The sequence below is a fragment of the Pelosinus sp. sgz500959 genome, assembly GCF_042610375.1.
Classification (GTDB): domain Bacteria; phylum Bacillota; class Negativicutes; order DSM-13327; family DSM-13327; genus CTSoil-075.
The window spans coordinates 415,665-430,164 of sequence record NZ_JBGJZL010000001.1; the positions used below are offsets into that span (position 1 = coordinate 415,665).

The 14,500-nt window shown below is 38.3% G+C and carries 14 protein-coding genes; 5 read left to right on the plus strand and 9 right to left on the minus strand.

Annotated elements, in window-relative coordinates:
- On the minus strand, nt 1-312 hold the full coding sequence (locus ACAN52_RS01830) for a helix-turn-helix domain-containing protein (RefSeq protein WP_378951330.1): 312 nt from the start codon (nt 310-312) through the stop codon (nt 1-3).
- Nucleotides 313-631: 319 nt separating this feature from the next.
- Between ACAN52_RS01830 and ACAN52_RS01835 the strand changes: the two genes are divergently transcribed.
- The gene (locus ACAN52_RS01835; RefSeq protein WP_378951333.1) at nt 632-1,324 is read left to right on the plus strand and encodes an ATP-binding cassette domain-containing protein; all 693 of its coding nucleotides are present in this window, start codon (nt 632-634) and stop codon (nt 1,322-1,324) included.
- On the plus strand, nt 1,317-2,066 hold the full coding sequence (locus ACAN52_RS01840; RefSeq protein WP_378951336.1) for an ABC transporter permease: 750 nt from the start codon (nt 1,317-1,319) through the stop codon (nt 2,064-2,066). Before ACAN52_RS01835 ends, ACAN52_RS01840 begins: the two co-directional genes overlap by 8 nt.
- 5 nt (nt 2,067-2,071) lie before the next feature.
- Here the strand turns inward: ACAN52_RS01840 and ACAN52_RS01845 are convergent, their stop codons facing one another.
- From ACAN52_RS01845 to ACAN52_RS01860, 4 genes are all read right to left on the minus strand, one after another.
- A complete protein-coding gene (locus ACAN52_RS01845) occupies nt 2,072-3,094 on the minus strand; it encodes an alpha-hydroxy-acid oxidizing protein (protein WP_378951339.1) in 1,023 nt (340 codons plus the stop codon).
- Nucleotides 3,095-3,175: 81 nt separating this feature from the next.
- On the minus strand, nt 3,176-4,300 hold the full coding sequence (locus ACAN52_RS01850) for an ABC transporter permease (protein ID WP_378951813.1): 1,125 nt from the start codon (nt 4,298-4,300) through the stop codon (nt 3,176-3,178).
- 2 nt (nt 4,301-4,302) lie between these two features.
- The gene (locus ACAN52_RS01855) at nt 4,303-5,214 is read right to left on the minus strand and encodes an ABC transporter ATP-binding protein (protein WP_378951341.1); all 912 of its coding nucleotides are present in this window, start codon (nt 5,212-5,214) and stop codon (nt 4,303-4,305) included.
- On the minus strand, nt 5,214-6,185 hold the full coding sequence (locus tag ACAN52_RS01860; RefSeq protein WP_378951344.1) for an HlyD family secretion protein: 972 nt from the start codon (nt 6,183-6,185) through the stop codon (nt 5,214-5,216). Before ACAN52_RS01860 ends, ACAN52_RS01855 begins: the two co-directional genes overlap by 1 nt.
- A 222-nt stretch (nt 6,186-6,407) precedes the next feature.
- Between ACAN52_RS01860 and yedE the strand changes: the two genes are divergently transcribed.
- Nucleotides 6,408-7,607 carry a selenium metabolism membrane protein YedE/FdhT gene (yedE, locus tag ACAN52_RS01865; protein WP_378951347.1) on the plus strand — a complete coding sequence of 400 codons (1,200 nt, stop codon included), beginning with the start codon at nt 6,408-6,410 and terminating at the stop codon, nt 7,605-7,607.
- A 4-nt stretch (nt 7,608-7,611) separates the two neighbouring features.
- Nucleotides 7,612-7,848, plus strand: a complete 237-nt coding sequence (yedF, locus tag ACAN52_RS01870; RefSeq protein ID WP_378951349.1) for a sulfurtransferase-like selenium metabolism protein YedF — start codon at nt 7,612-7,614, stop codon at nt 7,846-7,848.
- Nucleotides 7,849-7,909: 61 nt separating this feature from the next.
- Here the strand turns inward: yedF and nirJ1 are convergent, their stop codons facing one another.
- Nucleotides 7,910-9,076, minus strand: a complete 1,167-nt coding sequence (gene nirJ1 / locus ACAN52_RS01875) for a putative heme d1 biosynthesis radical SAM protein NirJ1 (protein WP_378951352.1) — start codon at nt 9,074-9,076, stop codon at nt 7,910-7,912.
- Between the two features lie 232 nt (nt 9,077-9,308).
- Nucleotides 9,309-10,061: a YdcF family protein gene (locus ACAN52_RS01880; protein WP_378951355.1), complete on the minus strand. Its 753-nt coding sequence runs from the start codon at nt 10,059-10,061 to the stop codon at nt 9,309-9,311.
- A 114-nt stretch (nt 10,062-10,175) separates the two neighbouring features.
- On the opposite strand from ACAN52_RS01880, the gene ACAN52_RS01885 reads away from it, so the two are divergent.
- Entirely contained in the window at nt 10,176-11,243 is a 1,068-nt protein-coding gene (locus ACAN52_RS01885; protein WP_378951357.1) for an HD-GYP domain-containing protein, read from the plus strand.
- Nucleotides 11,244-11,302: 59 nt separating this feature from the next.
- Here ACAN52_RS01885 and ACAN52_RS01890 read toward each other — a convergent pair whose 3' ends face one another.
- Together ACAN52_RS01890 and ACAN52_RS01895 are read right to left on the minus strand one after the other, a co-directional pair.
- Nucleotides 11,303-12,556, minus strand: a complete 1,254-nt coding sequence (locus ACAN52_RS01890) for an NAD(P)/FAD-dependent oxidoreductase (protein ID WP_378951360.1) — start codon at nt 12,554-12,556, stop codon at nt 11,303-11,305.
- A 260-nt stretch (nt 12,557-12,816) separates the two neighbouring features.
- The gene (locus tag ACAN52_RS01895) at nt 12,817-14,202 is read right to left on the minus strand and encodes an NAD(P)/FAD-dependent oxidoreductase (RefSeq protein ID WP_378951363.1); all 1,386 of its coding nucleotides are present in this window, start codon (nt 14,200-14,202) and stop codon (nt 12,817-12,819) included.
- Between the last annotated feature and the right edge of the window lie 298 nt (nt 14,203-14,500).

Below are 14,500 nucleotides of genomic sequence, written 5' to 3' on the forward strand. Positions count from 1 at the left end.
TTAATTTTCAATTAGGCACATCTTTTGCATTTCTTCTTTTATTCGACCTAGAACTTTTATTTTGTTGCCAGTATTAGTACAAACAAGAAGCATTTCACCATTTTCATTATGAAAAATGGTACATTCTTCAACAAGCTCGGTTAATTTCACGCCAAAAGCATGAGCTAAGCGTACAATGATCTCAGTGCCAGGACGCCACTTATTTTCTTCATAATAATGAATTGCCATGGCAGAAACACCTACTACCTCAGCCAATCCTTCCAATTCCAATTTTCTTTCTAATCGGAACATGCGTATCTTATCACCTAACATCTTTAAGCCTCCATATTTTCATCAAATGGTACGGATTAACAGCATACAAAATAACAATGGATAAAGACAACTGTTAAGTCTCAAAATCTATCTCATTTAATCTTAATTACAATAAACTCTTGGAGTTTATTGTAACCTAATTTTCAGTAAAGATGACATCAATAAAACTCCTATTGATGTAAAGAAAACATAAAGATTGCCTTCTTTATGTTCAGAATTTTATGTGAAATTACGTTTTTAACCAATGCTAAGCCTTCTTTATTATCTACTATAATTGACTATGGTATTATATAGTAAACTATGTCTATGAGGTGCTAAGATGAATCTTCTTGAATGCAACAATGTCGAACTGATCAAAAACAACCAAAGGATTCTCACTGATATCTCCTTTACAATACAGTCCGGTGACAGCATCGGTATTATGGGTCCCTCAGGTTCAGGTAAATCTTCCCTACTTCGCTTACTTAACCTACTCACAAGTCCTACCCAAGGTCAAATCATGTACAAAAATAAAAATATACAAGACTATGATCCTATTGAACTTCGCCGTAACATTGGCTACATTCCACAAAAACCTTATTTATTTGGCACAACTGTACAAGAAAATGTAACCTATCCCTATGAACTACGTGAGCAAAGACCTGACTTCATAGAAATTCACCGTTATTTAGATCAACTAAGACTCGAAAAAAATATTTTACAAAAAAAGAACACCGCCCTCTCTGGCGGTGAACAACAACGCATTGCACTCATTCGTTCTTTATTAATGAAACCTAACATTATACTCCTCGATGAAGTAACAGCTGCGCTTGATGAAGAGAATACTCTACTCCTTGAACAATTTATTCTTCAGGAACAACATCTTCATCACTTAACCCTCTTATTCATTACCCATAATTTACAGCAAGCGAGGCGCCTAGGGCACAAAATGCTCTACCTCGAAGCAGGGCGCATTACTTTTTGGGGCTCGGTAATGGAATTTACTAAAGAAAAAGGAGAACAGAATGAATAATCTATCACTTGCTCTCACATTTAGTTTAGTCCTCATTGCTCTATTTTTATCTTATAAAGAAAAGCTTGGCCTAGAAAAGGATATGCTCATAGGTAGTGCCCGAGCTGTCATTCAACTCACAGTCATTGGTTTTATTCTCAAATTTGTCTTTAATCTCGATAACATATTATTTACAACTCTTATCCTACTCGTTATGGTTTATAATGCCTCTACGGTCGCTAGGAAACGTGGGACAAGTATTGAAAATTCTTTGCTCATTTCCTTTGTATCCATCCTCAGTGGCCTTGTTATCACTTTGGGAAGTCTGCTCGCTTTTGGTGCTATCACCTACCAACCTAGCCAAGTCATCCCCATCAGCGGCATGGTGGTAGGCAACTCCATGGTTGCCATCAGTTTATTATTTAAAAGTTTATTGACCAATTTCCAAACCAAAAAAGATGAAGTTGAGGTCAAACTATGCCTCGGCGCTCCAGCAAAAGAAGCTTCAATCAATCTTATTCGTGACAGCATCAAAACTGCGATGCTCCCCACTTTTGATTCCATGAAAACCCTTGGTATCGTTCAGCTGCCTGGTATGATGACAGGTCTCATTCTAGCGGGAGTAGCTCCAGAATCAGCTATTAAATATCAAATTATGGTCGCTTTCATGCTCGCTGGTGCAGTCACAATTTCATCCTTTGTTGCCAGCTATTGGGCCTATCGCAGTTTTTTCACGACACTATCACAACTTAAAGACATATAAGATTTTTATTTATGTTTAAATAAGACTTCCGGGCTGATATCTTTAAGATTTTTACAGCCTGTTAAAATCATGGCAGCCCGCAATTCTGCTGTATACTTTTCTAACAAGGTTTGTACACCTTCAGTTCCTCCACCATAGGCAGCCACAATCAAAGGTCGACCAATTAGAACACCTTCTGCCCCAAGCGCCAACAATTTCAATACATCGGCCCCTGAACGTATACCACCATCAACAAGAATGGTAATTTTACCTTTGACAGCCTTAACGATCTCAGGCAAAACATCTGCAGCACCTGGAGTATGATCCAGCACTCGACCACCATGATTTGATACGACAATTGCTTTTGCTCCTGCCTTCACACATTTGATGGCATCATCAGCAGTCATAATTCCTTTCACAATAAAAGGTAAGGAAGTCGCTTCAATTAGTTCTTTTAATTGCGACTTGGTTTTCGGACCGACAGGTTGTCCTTTAAGAGCCATTGTTACGAGACCAGCTCCATCAAGATCCACGCCAAGTGCCACTGCGCCAGCTTCTTCTGCTAATTTAAATAAGGCTAGTATTTCTTTACTATCAATCCGTGGTTTTATAATTGCAATCCCTTGTTTACCGGCTCGAATCGCTGCTAAACCATCTTCATACAGACTAGCATTTGCTGGATCACCAATCCAACCTAGGCTACCTGCTAAGGTACTTCCTTCTACAATGGCTGTAACCATTTCCAGTTCACTAATTGCGCCCCCTGCATTAATTCCTGAACCAGTGATGGGTGCCCCCATAATGGGTGTTTTAAGCAGCTGACCAAACATTGATACCGTCGTATCAGGTTCTAAGGCATCATGTATGGTGCGCATATTCAATTTGATATTTGCAAGGGCTCGTACATTTTCTGTGAAGGACTCACCAGTACCAGTCCCCCCCATTCCAGGCACTTCCCCAGCACAAACCCTACCATTACAAATAGGACATACTCGGCAAGTTCCATTCATGTTTTTTTTAGCAGTTGCACGTATTGTTTTTAAATCCACTGAAATCACCCTCCTGTTGTCATTTTAAATTAAATAGAGTACCTTTCTATTATACTCCCCTATCTAAATTTTTCCTGCCTTTTACAATTTCTTTTGAAATTTCATAATGCTAGCCATCAATACAGCAATAATAAAGACTGTCAAAGCAAAGAGCTGAGACATGAGATACTGAATACCAATTCCTTTTAAAATAATACCTCTTACAATCTCCAAGTAAAAAGTGAGAGGTAATACATAACCCATAGCGTAAAAGATATCTGGCATAGCGGCACGCGGGAACATAAAACCTGATAATAAAACACTCGGCATAAAAATGAAAAACGACATTTGCATGGCCTGCATCTGAGTTTTAGCAAGATTGGAAATCAGTACACCTAAGGATAGAGAAGCAATAATAAATATAGTTGTCAGTCCATATAATAGTCCAATACTGCCGCGCATCGGTAAATCAAAGACTAAAATTCCCACAATAAGAGCTAAAGTCGCCTGTACATAACCTACAAAAATATAAGGGATAATTTTCCCAAGCATGAGCTCATACACTTTTAGCGGTGTGACAATCAATTGTTCAAGAGTACCTCTCTCTCGCTCTCTTACGATCGCCATAGAAGTAATCATCACCATGGTCATGGTGAGTACTACCCCCATAATTCCCGGCACCATATAATAGGCTGTGATAAAATCCGGATTATACCAAGGACGAATTCGTACATCATAAGGAATATCAACTTTACTCCCCGCAGATCCACCTTGACTACGGCGTAGAAGTATTTCTTGAGATTTATTGAGCCCCACAATTTGAGCTGTATTAATAGCCGAAGAGGCTGACATAGAATCAGAAGCATCAACAATCACCTGTACAGCAGCGCTACGTCCATGTTTCAAATTCTGAGAAAAATCGGGCGGAATCACAATACCCACTTTTGCTTTCCCACTATCGATTGTTTCATTCACTTCATTAAAATTACCAGCAATATACTTAATATCATAATATTCGCTAGCCGTTAAGGCTGAAACAAAATCTCGCCCTTCTTGCTGCAAAGATTGATCGAAAATGACTGTAGGCAGATGTTTGACATCTGTATTAATGGCAAAACCAAATACCAATAACTGTACAACGGGAAGCATGACCATCATCGCAAAGGTCACTCGATCCCGCCCCATCTGGATAAATTCCTTAATTAATACAGCCTTTAAACGTTCTATCGTCATACCGTCAGCTCCTTAGAATTCAATTTTGCATAATAAACAAATACATCCTCTAAGGTCGGACTCATGACTTGGGCTGAAAATTTTTCGAAATCCCTTTCCTGCCCATTGTCCACTAATATCCGCAAGCTAGCTCCACATATATAAGCATCTTTAAAGACTACCTGGCTTGACCGTAACTCTTCTAATAATTTCATAGGGTTTTCTGTCCCAATTTCAAGCATTTTTCCCGGGATAGTCTTTTTAAGTTGTCCAGGCGTCCCTGTAGCAATCATTTTACCTTCATAAATAAACCCTAACTCATCACAATGCTCCGCTTCATCCATAAAATGTGTACTTACCATAAAGGTTGTACCTGTTGCCGCTAAACGATAAATAATTTCCCAGAACATCCGTCGTGATAAAGGATCGACTCCTCCTGTGGGTTCATCTAAAAATACCATAGCAGGTTTATGAATAATAGCGCATCCGAGGGCTAATCGTTGTTTCCAACCACCTGATAAATTACCCGCTAGTTGTTTCTGCCGCGCTGACAGTCCTGCCATCTCTAGCATTTCCTCAATTCGCTTACGCCTTACATCTTTGGATAAATTATATAAACCCGCATAAAACTGCAAATTTTCTAAGATTGTCAAATCCTCATATAAACCAAACTTCTGAGACATGTAGCCAATCTTACTTTTTATGGCTTCACTCTCCCTTGCGATATCAAGACCTAGCACCTGACCATTTCCAGAGGTGGGTTCTAAAATACCACATAACATGCGAATCGTCGTTGATTTTCCCGAGCCATTAGGTCCCAAAAAGCCATAAATACTACCATGCTTGATCTTCATGCTGACTTCATTAACAGCAATTATATTGCCAAATTGTCGTGTTAGTTCATCCGTAGTGACTGCATATATACTCATTACTGAATCACCACATCTACAGGCATACCTGCCTTCAAGATGCCCTCCGCATTATCGATTCTCACCTTCACTGCAAATACCATATTAGCCCGTTCTTGAGCAGTAATACTTTGGCGAGGTGTAAATTCCGCTTGCTGGCTAATTTCTTTAATTTCTCCATTAAATTCACGTTGCGGGAAGGAATCAACCCGAATCTCTACCTTTTGTCCCACCTGAATAAGCCCCAATTGAGCAGAAGAAACATAAACTTTGACCCAACAATCCCGCCAGTTACAAACAGTGCCAATTGAAGATCCAGCATTGACATACTCGCCTTGCTCAAAATTTTTACTCAAGACCAAACCATCAAGAGGACTCTGAACGATCGTATCATCTAAGGCAATTTTCGCCAGCTTCACAATGGCTTGGGATCGTTCTACTTCAGCCTGTTGAGTTGCAATGGCATCAGGGCGATTTCCTTCCGCCACTAGATTGGCACGAGCTTGATAAGCATTGAGCGTACTGAGAGCCACTTCATAAGCCGAACGGGCAGCATCTAATTGCTGAGAAGAAATCGCCCCCTGCTGAAATAACTCCTGTTGCCGAATATAGTCTTTTTGAGTTTTTTCATAAATGGCTTGCCCACTGGCAACCGTCGCTTGCGCTTCACTTAATTCTTGAAGGCGAGCACCCTTTTTCAAATCCACTAATTGCAGCTCAGCCTTAATCAACGCTGCTTCATCCCGAAGTTTTTGCGCCTCTAAATCCGGTCTGGAAATATGGGCTATGACCTGACCAATGGTTACAGAATCCCCTTCCTTAATGCTTAATTCTCCAATATATCCACTGACTTTGGGCGCGATATCTGCTCTCGTGATTTCAATTGTCCCCGTGGCTGCAATACCTAGAACTTTATGGCTTTGTATCTTATAGATCGCAAACCCAGCAAACACTATAATGATACCAATGACGGCCAATAGTTTTTTAGACACCCAAATCCCCTCCGCATATTTCTATTTGTGTTACTGTATATGCCAAAAATTCTAAAATCCCTGCCGCCAACTAGAGAATTCATGATCACTATACAACACAACTAAGATTATTGATTGTGCAAATAAAGATTCTGATATAAAATGGTTTAACATCTGCATATTACATCTATTCATACAAATTAATGAGTAGTATTAATTTGTATGCGAAAGGAGATTCATTCTGTGTTATTGTTATTAAAAAAATATTATGATCATGTAGTCGTCGGATTCTGGAATCAGTTATTTGCTATTGTTGCTTTAGGGATCCTAGGAGGTTTATACTTTGGTTCTTTAGGGATAGCTTGGGCCGTAACTGGAGAATTCACCCGTTGGGGAGCTCATCTATTGCAGTTTATGAACTTAGATGTCAGCCAGTATACTTATTTAAAATTGATTAATTTTACAGGTACCCCTCTAACTCGTATTGATGGTGTTATGGTGATTGCAATGTTTGGCGGAGCATTCGTTAGTGCTCTACTCGGTCAAAATGTAAAATTTCGGATCCCCACTGGCCGAAGAATTGCCCAAGCACTCGTTGGCGGAATCATTGCAGGCTTCGGAACGCGGCTTGCTATGGGTTGTAATCTGGCAGCTTTATTTACTGGTATTCCACAATTTTCTTTTCACGCATGGTTATTTACTCTGGGGACAATTGCAGGTACTTATTATGGTATAAAATTAAGTCTTCATCCTTTGATTATGGGGAAACCTAAGTTAGTCGCAGTAAAAAAAGTGGGAGAAACAATTGAAAACCCTGCTTATTATCGCATTCAACCTTATTTAGGCATGATTGGACTGGCCTTCTTTGTTTATTTTTTATTAAATTTAGTCAGTGAAAATTATCCCCTCAATTTATTTCTAGCTATTATCTTTGGTTTTTGCTTTGGTTTTTTAATTCAAAAAGGGCAAATTTGTTTTACATCAGCCTTTCGCGATTTATGGCTGATCGGACGTGCTAATACGGCTAAAGCCTTGGTATGGGGCATCGTTGTACAAACCCTAATTACCGCTGTGTTTTTAGCTAAGGGAATGCCGCCAAAAGTGATTTGGTGGGCTGGACCAGGTGCTTTACTTGGTGGTGTACTCTTCGGTATCGGTATCGTAATTGCTGGTGGTTGTGAAACAGGTTGGATGTACCGCGCTGTCGAGGGACAGATTCAATTCTGGTTTGTAGGTCTTGGCAATGTAATTGGTGCTACGATTTTGACAATTGGCTGGGATTCTGGCGTCTTTGCTCTCTTAGTCGAACCATTTCCTCGAATTGATCTTGCGAAAAATTTCGGTTATGCGGGAGCAATCACATTTACAATGTTGATGTTATTTGCTGTATATCTATGGGCCGACTGGCGTCAAACATCCAAACGTCGTATGCTTGGGAGGTGATCATATGAATAATAAAATGTATCTATTAGATTTACGCGGAGAACCTTGCCCTTATCCTGTGGTTTTTTCATTGGAAACTCTGAAAAAACTTGATAAAGGGACCATTGTAGAGATCCTAGCAGATTGCCCACAAAGTTTTATTTCAGTACCGGAAGAAGTTCTGAAAGCAGGATACGAAATGATTGAAGCACCTCAGAAAATCGGTCCTACATTACGCTTTCTCGTTAAAATTCCAAATTAGTCGCTAAAAAGAGGGATTTTCGAACCATGATGGTTCGAAAATCCCTCTTTGCAACTTTTATTTATCGAATCCCAATTTCTTCATCGGTTAAATAACAAGCAGGATCTGATTCCCAGAAGTCGCCGGTTGTCGCTTCAGCCCTAGCACGGAAATTACCATTGCAGACATTGAGCCACTTACAAATACCGCAACGGCCTTTAAGTAAACCTTTACGATCTTTTAGGCCAGCAAGAATTGGATTTGATTCATCAGTCCAAATTTCGCCGAAAGCTCTCTCTCGCACATTACCGAAAGTATAATTTTGGGTAAACTGATCTGAATGAACATTACCTAAAGGATCAACATTCCCAAAGGCAATACCAGAGCGATTGCCCCCATTGCGCATCATAAGTTCCCATATCTTTTCAGCACGAACTGGATCTTTCTTCAAATACTGTAAATATAAATAGACAATATCAGCATGATTATCAACGGTTAGAATTTCACACTTATCTTTAAACTCTTCAGTTTTTCGAATAATAAGGTCCATCGCTGCGCGAGATTCAGCATGACTGACATCATGTTGCATCATCTGAGAAGCTCTGCCAGAATAGACTAAATGATAAAAACAAACCCGTGGAATTTGTTCTTCTTTAATCAGCTTAAAAATATCTTCAAGATCATGAAAATTATAACGATTGATCGTGAAACGAAGTCCAACCCGTTGGCCAACTTCTAGACAATTTCGAATCCCTTGAAGCGCTCTGTCAAAAGCACCAGACTTACCGCGAAATTTATCATTCGCCTCGCCTAATCCATCAAGACTAATTCCTACGTATCCTACCTCTAAAGCTTTGATATCTTTAGCCATTTGCTTATCAATCATGGTACCATTTGTAGAAAAAGTAGCGCGGATATTTCGTTTTTTCGCATGTTCAACAAGTTCAAACACGTCGGGCCTGATTAGCGGTTCCCCACCTGACATCAATAGTACAGGAACTTTAAAGTCAGCACAGTCATCAATAAATTTTTTCGCTTCAGCAGTTGTTAACTCACCATCATAATTTTTGCTATCAGAATCAGAATAACAATGAACACATTTAAGATTACAGGTTCTTGTGATATTCCAAGAAAGTACTGGTCCCATACCAGCGGCAGCACCATGACGCTGACCGTGGACGCCTTTGGCATAACGAAGACTATCTCCGAAATTCTCTGTATCACAAAGCAATTTGCTTACACCAATCATTTTCTCACTTCTTTTCTTTATATATTTTCCTACGAAAAGACTCGGTTCATGCCAAATCCTCAGACACAGGCAAAAGCCTTAGTCATTCCTACTTGAAATCAAAAAACTATTCTCTTTTCCGATTCCATCATGAAAGTTCATTCTTTCACACCTTATTGTAACAGCCTTGCATAGAAATTGTCTAGACAAGATCCGACTATACAGAGTAAGAATCGACAGTTATATTTTATTTCTAATACCATTTTATAGCTAAAATTCCTGTATATTCTTTTAATGCCAAACTCATATCTAACAATGCACTTGCTGAAGGCCACAACTGATAGAGTTCAAAACTCCAGTGAACATTCGTCTGATAATCCGTCGGATAAGGAATCACTGATAGACCCGCTTTTGAAAATTGCAATATAGATCGTTCCATATGAAAAGCCGATGTAACTAAAATCGGTTGTACAAAACCATGCTGATCGATTATTTTTTTTGTGTAGGTAGCATTTTCTGTCGTATTTAAACTTTGATTTTCTGCTATGATCTGATCGGCTGGAACACCAAGGCCCATCAAAATTACTTTTGCAATATCCGCTTCTGTACCTGTACTCTCTAGTACCTTGCCACCAGACACTAAAATCGGAACATGCAGGCTATGATAAAGCTGAGCACAAGTCAATAAACGGTTGGCTGCAAAGCCTGATAAGTGCCCTAATCCATGAACATTGGGAGTATCAAGAGTAGCTCCACCACCAAGCATAACAATTACATCTCCTTGTACGTAGCTAGGAGGCTCATGTCTCGCCTCTAAGGAGCGAATCAATTGACCAGAAATCAAAGGAATTGACGATAAGTAAAAAATAAAGAGTAGTAAAAAGCCGACTCGTACACCACTGCACCGTCTTTTATAGAGATGAAGGAACAGCAATAGCAAGGCGATAATGATAATGCCAGGGGGAAATAAAAAAGTACTGTACAAGAATTTAATAAAATATACCAAGATCTTTTCCTCCATGTTACAATAGTACTACATATTACATCTATTATAAACTTTTAAATTACAAAGGTAAAATAAGCAGGCACTTAATTTAAAAGGAATAAAAAGGAGTTGATTGTGATCCCAACGATAATGATTGCAGTTAAAGATTTAACACCGGGCCTCATGTTAAGCCATCCTATCATCACTCCTGATGGCAAAATCCTCTTAGATCGCGGTGGTATCATCAATCAAAGGACAATCGAACTCCTGACCATATGGGACATCAACTACGTACACATTAATAGCAATGATCAGGTATCAGAAACCTCACTTCAAGAACAATTTCCTTCGTATTCTACAGATATCTCTGTAGAATGTAGACGTTTTTTAAATAATTATGATACCCTTGTTACTTCGGTAGCAAATTCATTTGATTTTATACGCAATCAAAACAAATTACCTATTCTTGAATTAAAAGATACTTCCTTTACGATCTATTCATCGATTTTGACTACCGGTCCTGCAATTATGGATTATCTGCTCATCGGTGATCACCAATTAGCAAACGAAGTCAGCCAACATAATGTTATGGTGGCCTATATCAGCGGACTCATTGGGCGCCAATTAAAAATGAACGAATCCGAATTACAAACATTAACCTTAAGCGGTTTACTTCACGATATAGGAAAAATGGTGATTGCTAAAGAAGGTCTTGCTGAGCCCCACGCCCACGTCGTGAATGGGGGACAATTATTACGAAATGTAAGAGGGCTCCCTGAAGAAGTCATGCTTAGCTTACTGCAACATCACGAATATCTAGATGGCACTGGTTTTCCCATGGGCGTTACGAGTCATAAAATCCACCCTTATGCCAAGATTATTACCATTGCTAATATTTTTCATGTTGAAACATATAAAAACGATCTCTGCAATCCTTTTGCTGCCCTTACTATTTTATCGAACGATTTATTTGGTAAAATTGATCCAATCATCTGCCAAATTTTAATCCAACAAATTAGGGCTTCGTTACTACATACTCACGTCATGCTCAGCGATGGTCGGCAAGCAGAAGTATTTTACTTTCCTCCATCTAATTCAAATTCTCCCATTGTACAAACGCTTGATAAAGAAATCATTGATCTTTCAGAATCTGAAGATCTTACAATTCATTACTTAATGAATTCAGATTACATGACTTCATAAGCACCTAAAAGAAAAGTAGCAGTAAATAGAATTAAATTCTATTTACTGCTACTTTTCTCTTATTTGCGAGTAATAATACGTACTACGCGTTCATAGACCAAATAATCCCATACCCATTTTGAAAATACGACTGCCCGATTGCGGAAATTGATTAAACGTAAAACATGTACAAAACACCATATCGCCCAAGCAAAGAAACCGTGAGTTTTAAAGTTACCCATTTGTACAACTGCGGCATTACGACCAATTGTTGCCATACTACCAACGTCGCGATAGGCAAATTTTTTGAGTTCTTTATTTTTAAGAAGATTATCGATATTCTTAGCAGCCACATCAGCTTGTTGCATAGCCACTGGAGCAATCATTGGCAAAGGACGTTCATCTTGCATAAAGTGTGCAGCATCACCAATAACAAAAGCTTCTGGATGATTTGGGATTTGCAAATACTCATTGACCACGACCCGTCTCATGCTACCTTGTTCAACACCTAAGTTATCCATCAAATCAATGGCACGTACTCCAGCTCCCCATACAACGGTATTAGTTGGAATGACCTCGCCACCTTTTAAAGTTAAACGTTGGCCATCATAATCTGTTACTTGCACACACATGCGCACTTCAACACGTTTACTGATTAAGGTTTCAACAGTGGCTTCCCGCAAACTTTCCGGCATAGCAGCAAGCAATTTATCTGATGCCTCAACCAATACAATTCGAGCTTCTTTGAAATTGATATGGTGGTATTCTTTCGTTAATACATGATAAACCAATTCTGAAAGAGCACCTGCCGACTCAACTCCAGTAGGACCACCACCAACAATCACGAATGTCAAGAAAGCTCTCCTCTTGTCTGCATCCTTTTCATGAGCCGCTAATTCAAACATGGATAATATATGATTTCGAATAATAACAGACTCATCGAGAGTTTTCATACCAAAACTATTTTCCTCGACAGACTTCATACCAAAATAATTCGTCATGCCACCAGCAGCAATGACAAGATAATCATAATTAACAGTACCTGTATCCATCAGAACTGTTTTATTTTCAAAATCAACACCTGTTACTTTCGCCAATCGAAAATCAATATTCTTTTTTTCTTTGACAATAGCGCGTATGGGGTAAGCGATATCATCTACTGACAAACCAGCTGTTGCAACTTGATAAAGTAAAGGTTGAAAGAGATGATAATTGTAGCGATCAATGAGTGTAATCTTTACACCATATTTAGATAATGCCAAAGCTGCCCGTATTCCACCAAAACCTCCACCGATCACTACAACACGAGGTTTCGTTGATTTTTGATTTTCCATAATCTATATTCCTCCATTACTGTTAGTTATAAGAATCACACATCCTAAACATTAGTTATAAGAATAACATATCTTAATAGAAAAGACATCTTAACAAAACCTTGATTTTCTTTGATTTTTATGTTTTTTCACACCAAAGCCCAATATTTCTTATTTTTTTATCATTACAAAAAGCTATTTCAATTATAGCTTTTTGTAATGATAAATGCTATTTTTTTCACGTATTGGCATAATCCATTGATTAGTCCTTCGATTTAAGCTTATTTTTTCATCCTTTGTCCAATGGTCCGAGCTACATGAACACCACTCGCACTAGCTTGCGATAATCCTCGTGTTACACCAGCACCATCTCCAATACCAAACATATTAGGAATTTCAGTCTCGAGCTCAGCTGTTAGTTTTAAACGTGAACTATAAAATTTGACTTCCACACCATAAAGCAATGTATCATCATTTGCCATCCCTGGAGCAATTTTATCTAAGGCATAAATCATTTCAATTAGATTATCTAAATGTCGTTTAGGTAACACTAAACTTAAATCACCAGGCGTCGCTGCTAATGTTGGTTTTGTAAAACTTTGAGCCAAGCGATGTTCATTCGTTCTACGACCTTTAATCAAATCTCCAAAACGTTGGACTAATACTCCACCACCAAGCATATTAGAAAAAGAAGCAATCCGTTTACCATATTGTTGTGGTTCTGTAAAAGGTTCTGTAAATTTATTACTGACTAATAATGCAAAATTTGTATTTTTGCTATGCAACTTTTCATCACGATAACTATGACCATTAACCGTAATAATTCCATCTGTATTTTCAGATACAACGTAACCCTTCGGATTCATACAGAAGGTACGTACTAAGTCCCCGTATCCCTTAGTACGATACACTAATTTTGCTTCATATACTTCATCAGTGATATGTTGAAAAATCTCAGCTGGTATCTCGACTCGCACTCCAACATCTACTTGATTGCTAATCATTTGCAGTCCCAACTTACGACATTTATCGGAAAACCACTCAGATCCAGACCGCCCGGGCGCTGCAATTAAATAGTCACATTGAATATGCTGCTCTTGATTTTTTACCTTCAATATAAAGCCTGCATCTTGCTTCTCAAATTCTTCCACATGTTGACCAAATGAAATTGTAATTTTTTCTTTTAAAAATTCATAGATACATTTAAGAATATGTAAGTTATTTTCTGTACCTAAATGGCGGACTTTTGCCTGCAAAAGATGCAAATCAAAATTTAATGCCGTTTTACGAATACTACTATTTTTAGTTGTAAAAAACTCCGTTGGTGCTCCATAACTCAAATTAATGGAATCCACATAATCAATTAATTCTTCTACTTGTTTATTGGAAATATATTCATTAAGCCAACCGCCAAATTCACTTGTAAAGTTATATTTACCATCCGAAAAAGCCCCTGCACCACCAAAGCCCCGCATAATATCACATATTTTGCAATTAATACAATGAGAAACTTTTTTAGTTGCAATTGGGCATTCACGATGGTAAATATCATGACCTTCTTCTATCATTATAACACGAATAGCCGGGTTATTTGTTACTAGTTCATACGCAGCAAAAATCGCCGAAGGACCTCCGCCAATAATAGCAACATCATATTTATTGTTCATAATCTGGCTCCTTTTTTGCTTTTATATTGATTAATTCTTAAGCCGAAACTTATTATACACTACATTAACCGAATTATATATATGTTTTTTTTATTTTTGTTCGTGTTTTCATTAAAACAAATTTGTTTATTACTGTTTTTTACGATTGACATCATGAAAAATTCCTGTTATTATATACCCATAAACTTTATATTAAATAGGCAATGACGCCTTCGCATCTAATTGCGGAGGTATTTTAAGTCTATCAAGGACAATGACGTCTTAAGGGTATGATAATTACCTTTAGGCGTTTTTTTCT

What these genes read in the sequence shown, in the direction of transcription:
- ACAN52_RS01830 (WP_378951330.1), bottom strand. Translation starts at nt 312, where the DNA reads ATGTTAGGTGATAAGATACGCATGTTCCGATTAGAAAGAAAATTGGAA.
- ACAN52_RS01835 (WP_378951333.1), top strand. Translation starts at nt 632, where the DNA reads ATGAATCTTCTTGAATGCAACAATGTCGAACTGATCAAAAACAACCAA.
- ACAN52_RS01840 (WP_378951336.1), top strand. Translation starts at nt 1,317, where the DNA reads ATGAATAATCTATCACTTGCTCTCACATTTAGTTTAGTCCTCATTGCT.
- ACAN52_RS01855 (WP_378951341.1), bottom strand. Translation starts at nt 5,214, where the DNA reads ATGAGTATATATGCAGTCACTACGGATGAACTAACACGACAATTTGGC.
- yedF (WP_378951349.1), top strand. Translation starts at nt 7,612, where the DNA reads ATGAATAATAAAATGTATCTATTAGATTTACGCGGAGAACCTTGCCCT.
- nirJ1 (WP_378951352.1), bottom strand. Translation starts at nt 9,076, where the DNA reads ATGATTGGTGTAAGCAAATTGCTTTGTGATACAGAGAATTTCGGAGAT.
- ACAN52_RS01890 (WP_378951360.1), bottom strand. Translation starts at nt 12,556, where the DNA reads ATGGAAAATCAAAAATCAACGAAACCTCGTGTTGTAGTGATCGGTGGA.
- ACAN52_RS01895 (WP_378951363.1), bottom strand. Translation starts at nt 14,202, where the DNA reads ATGAACAATAAATATGATGTTGCTATTATTGGCGGAGGTCCTTCGGCG.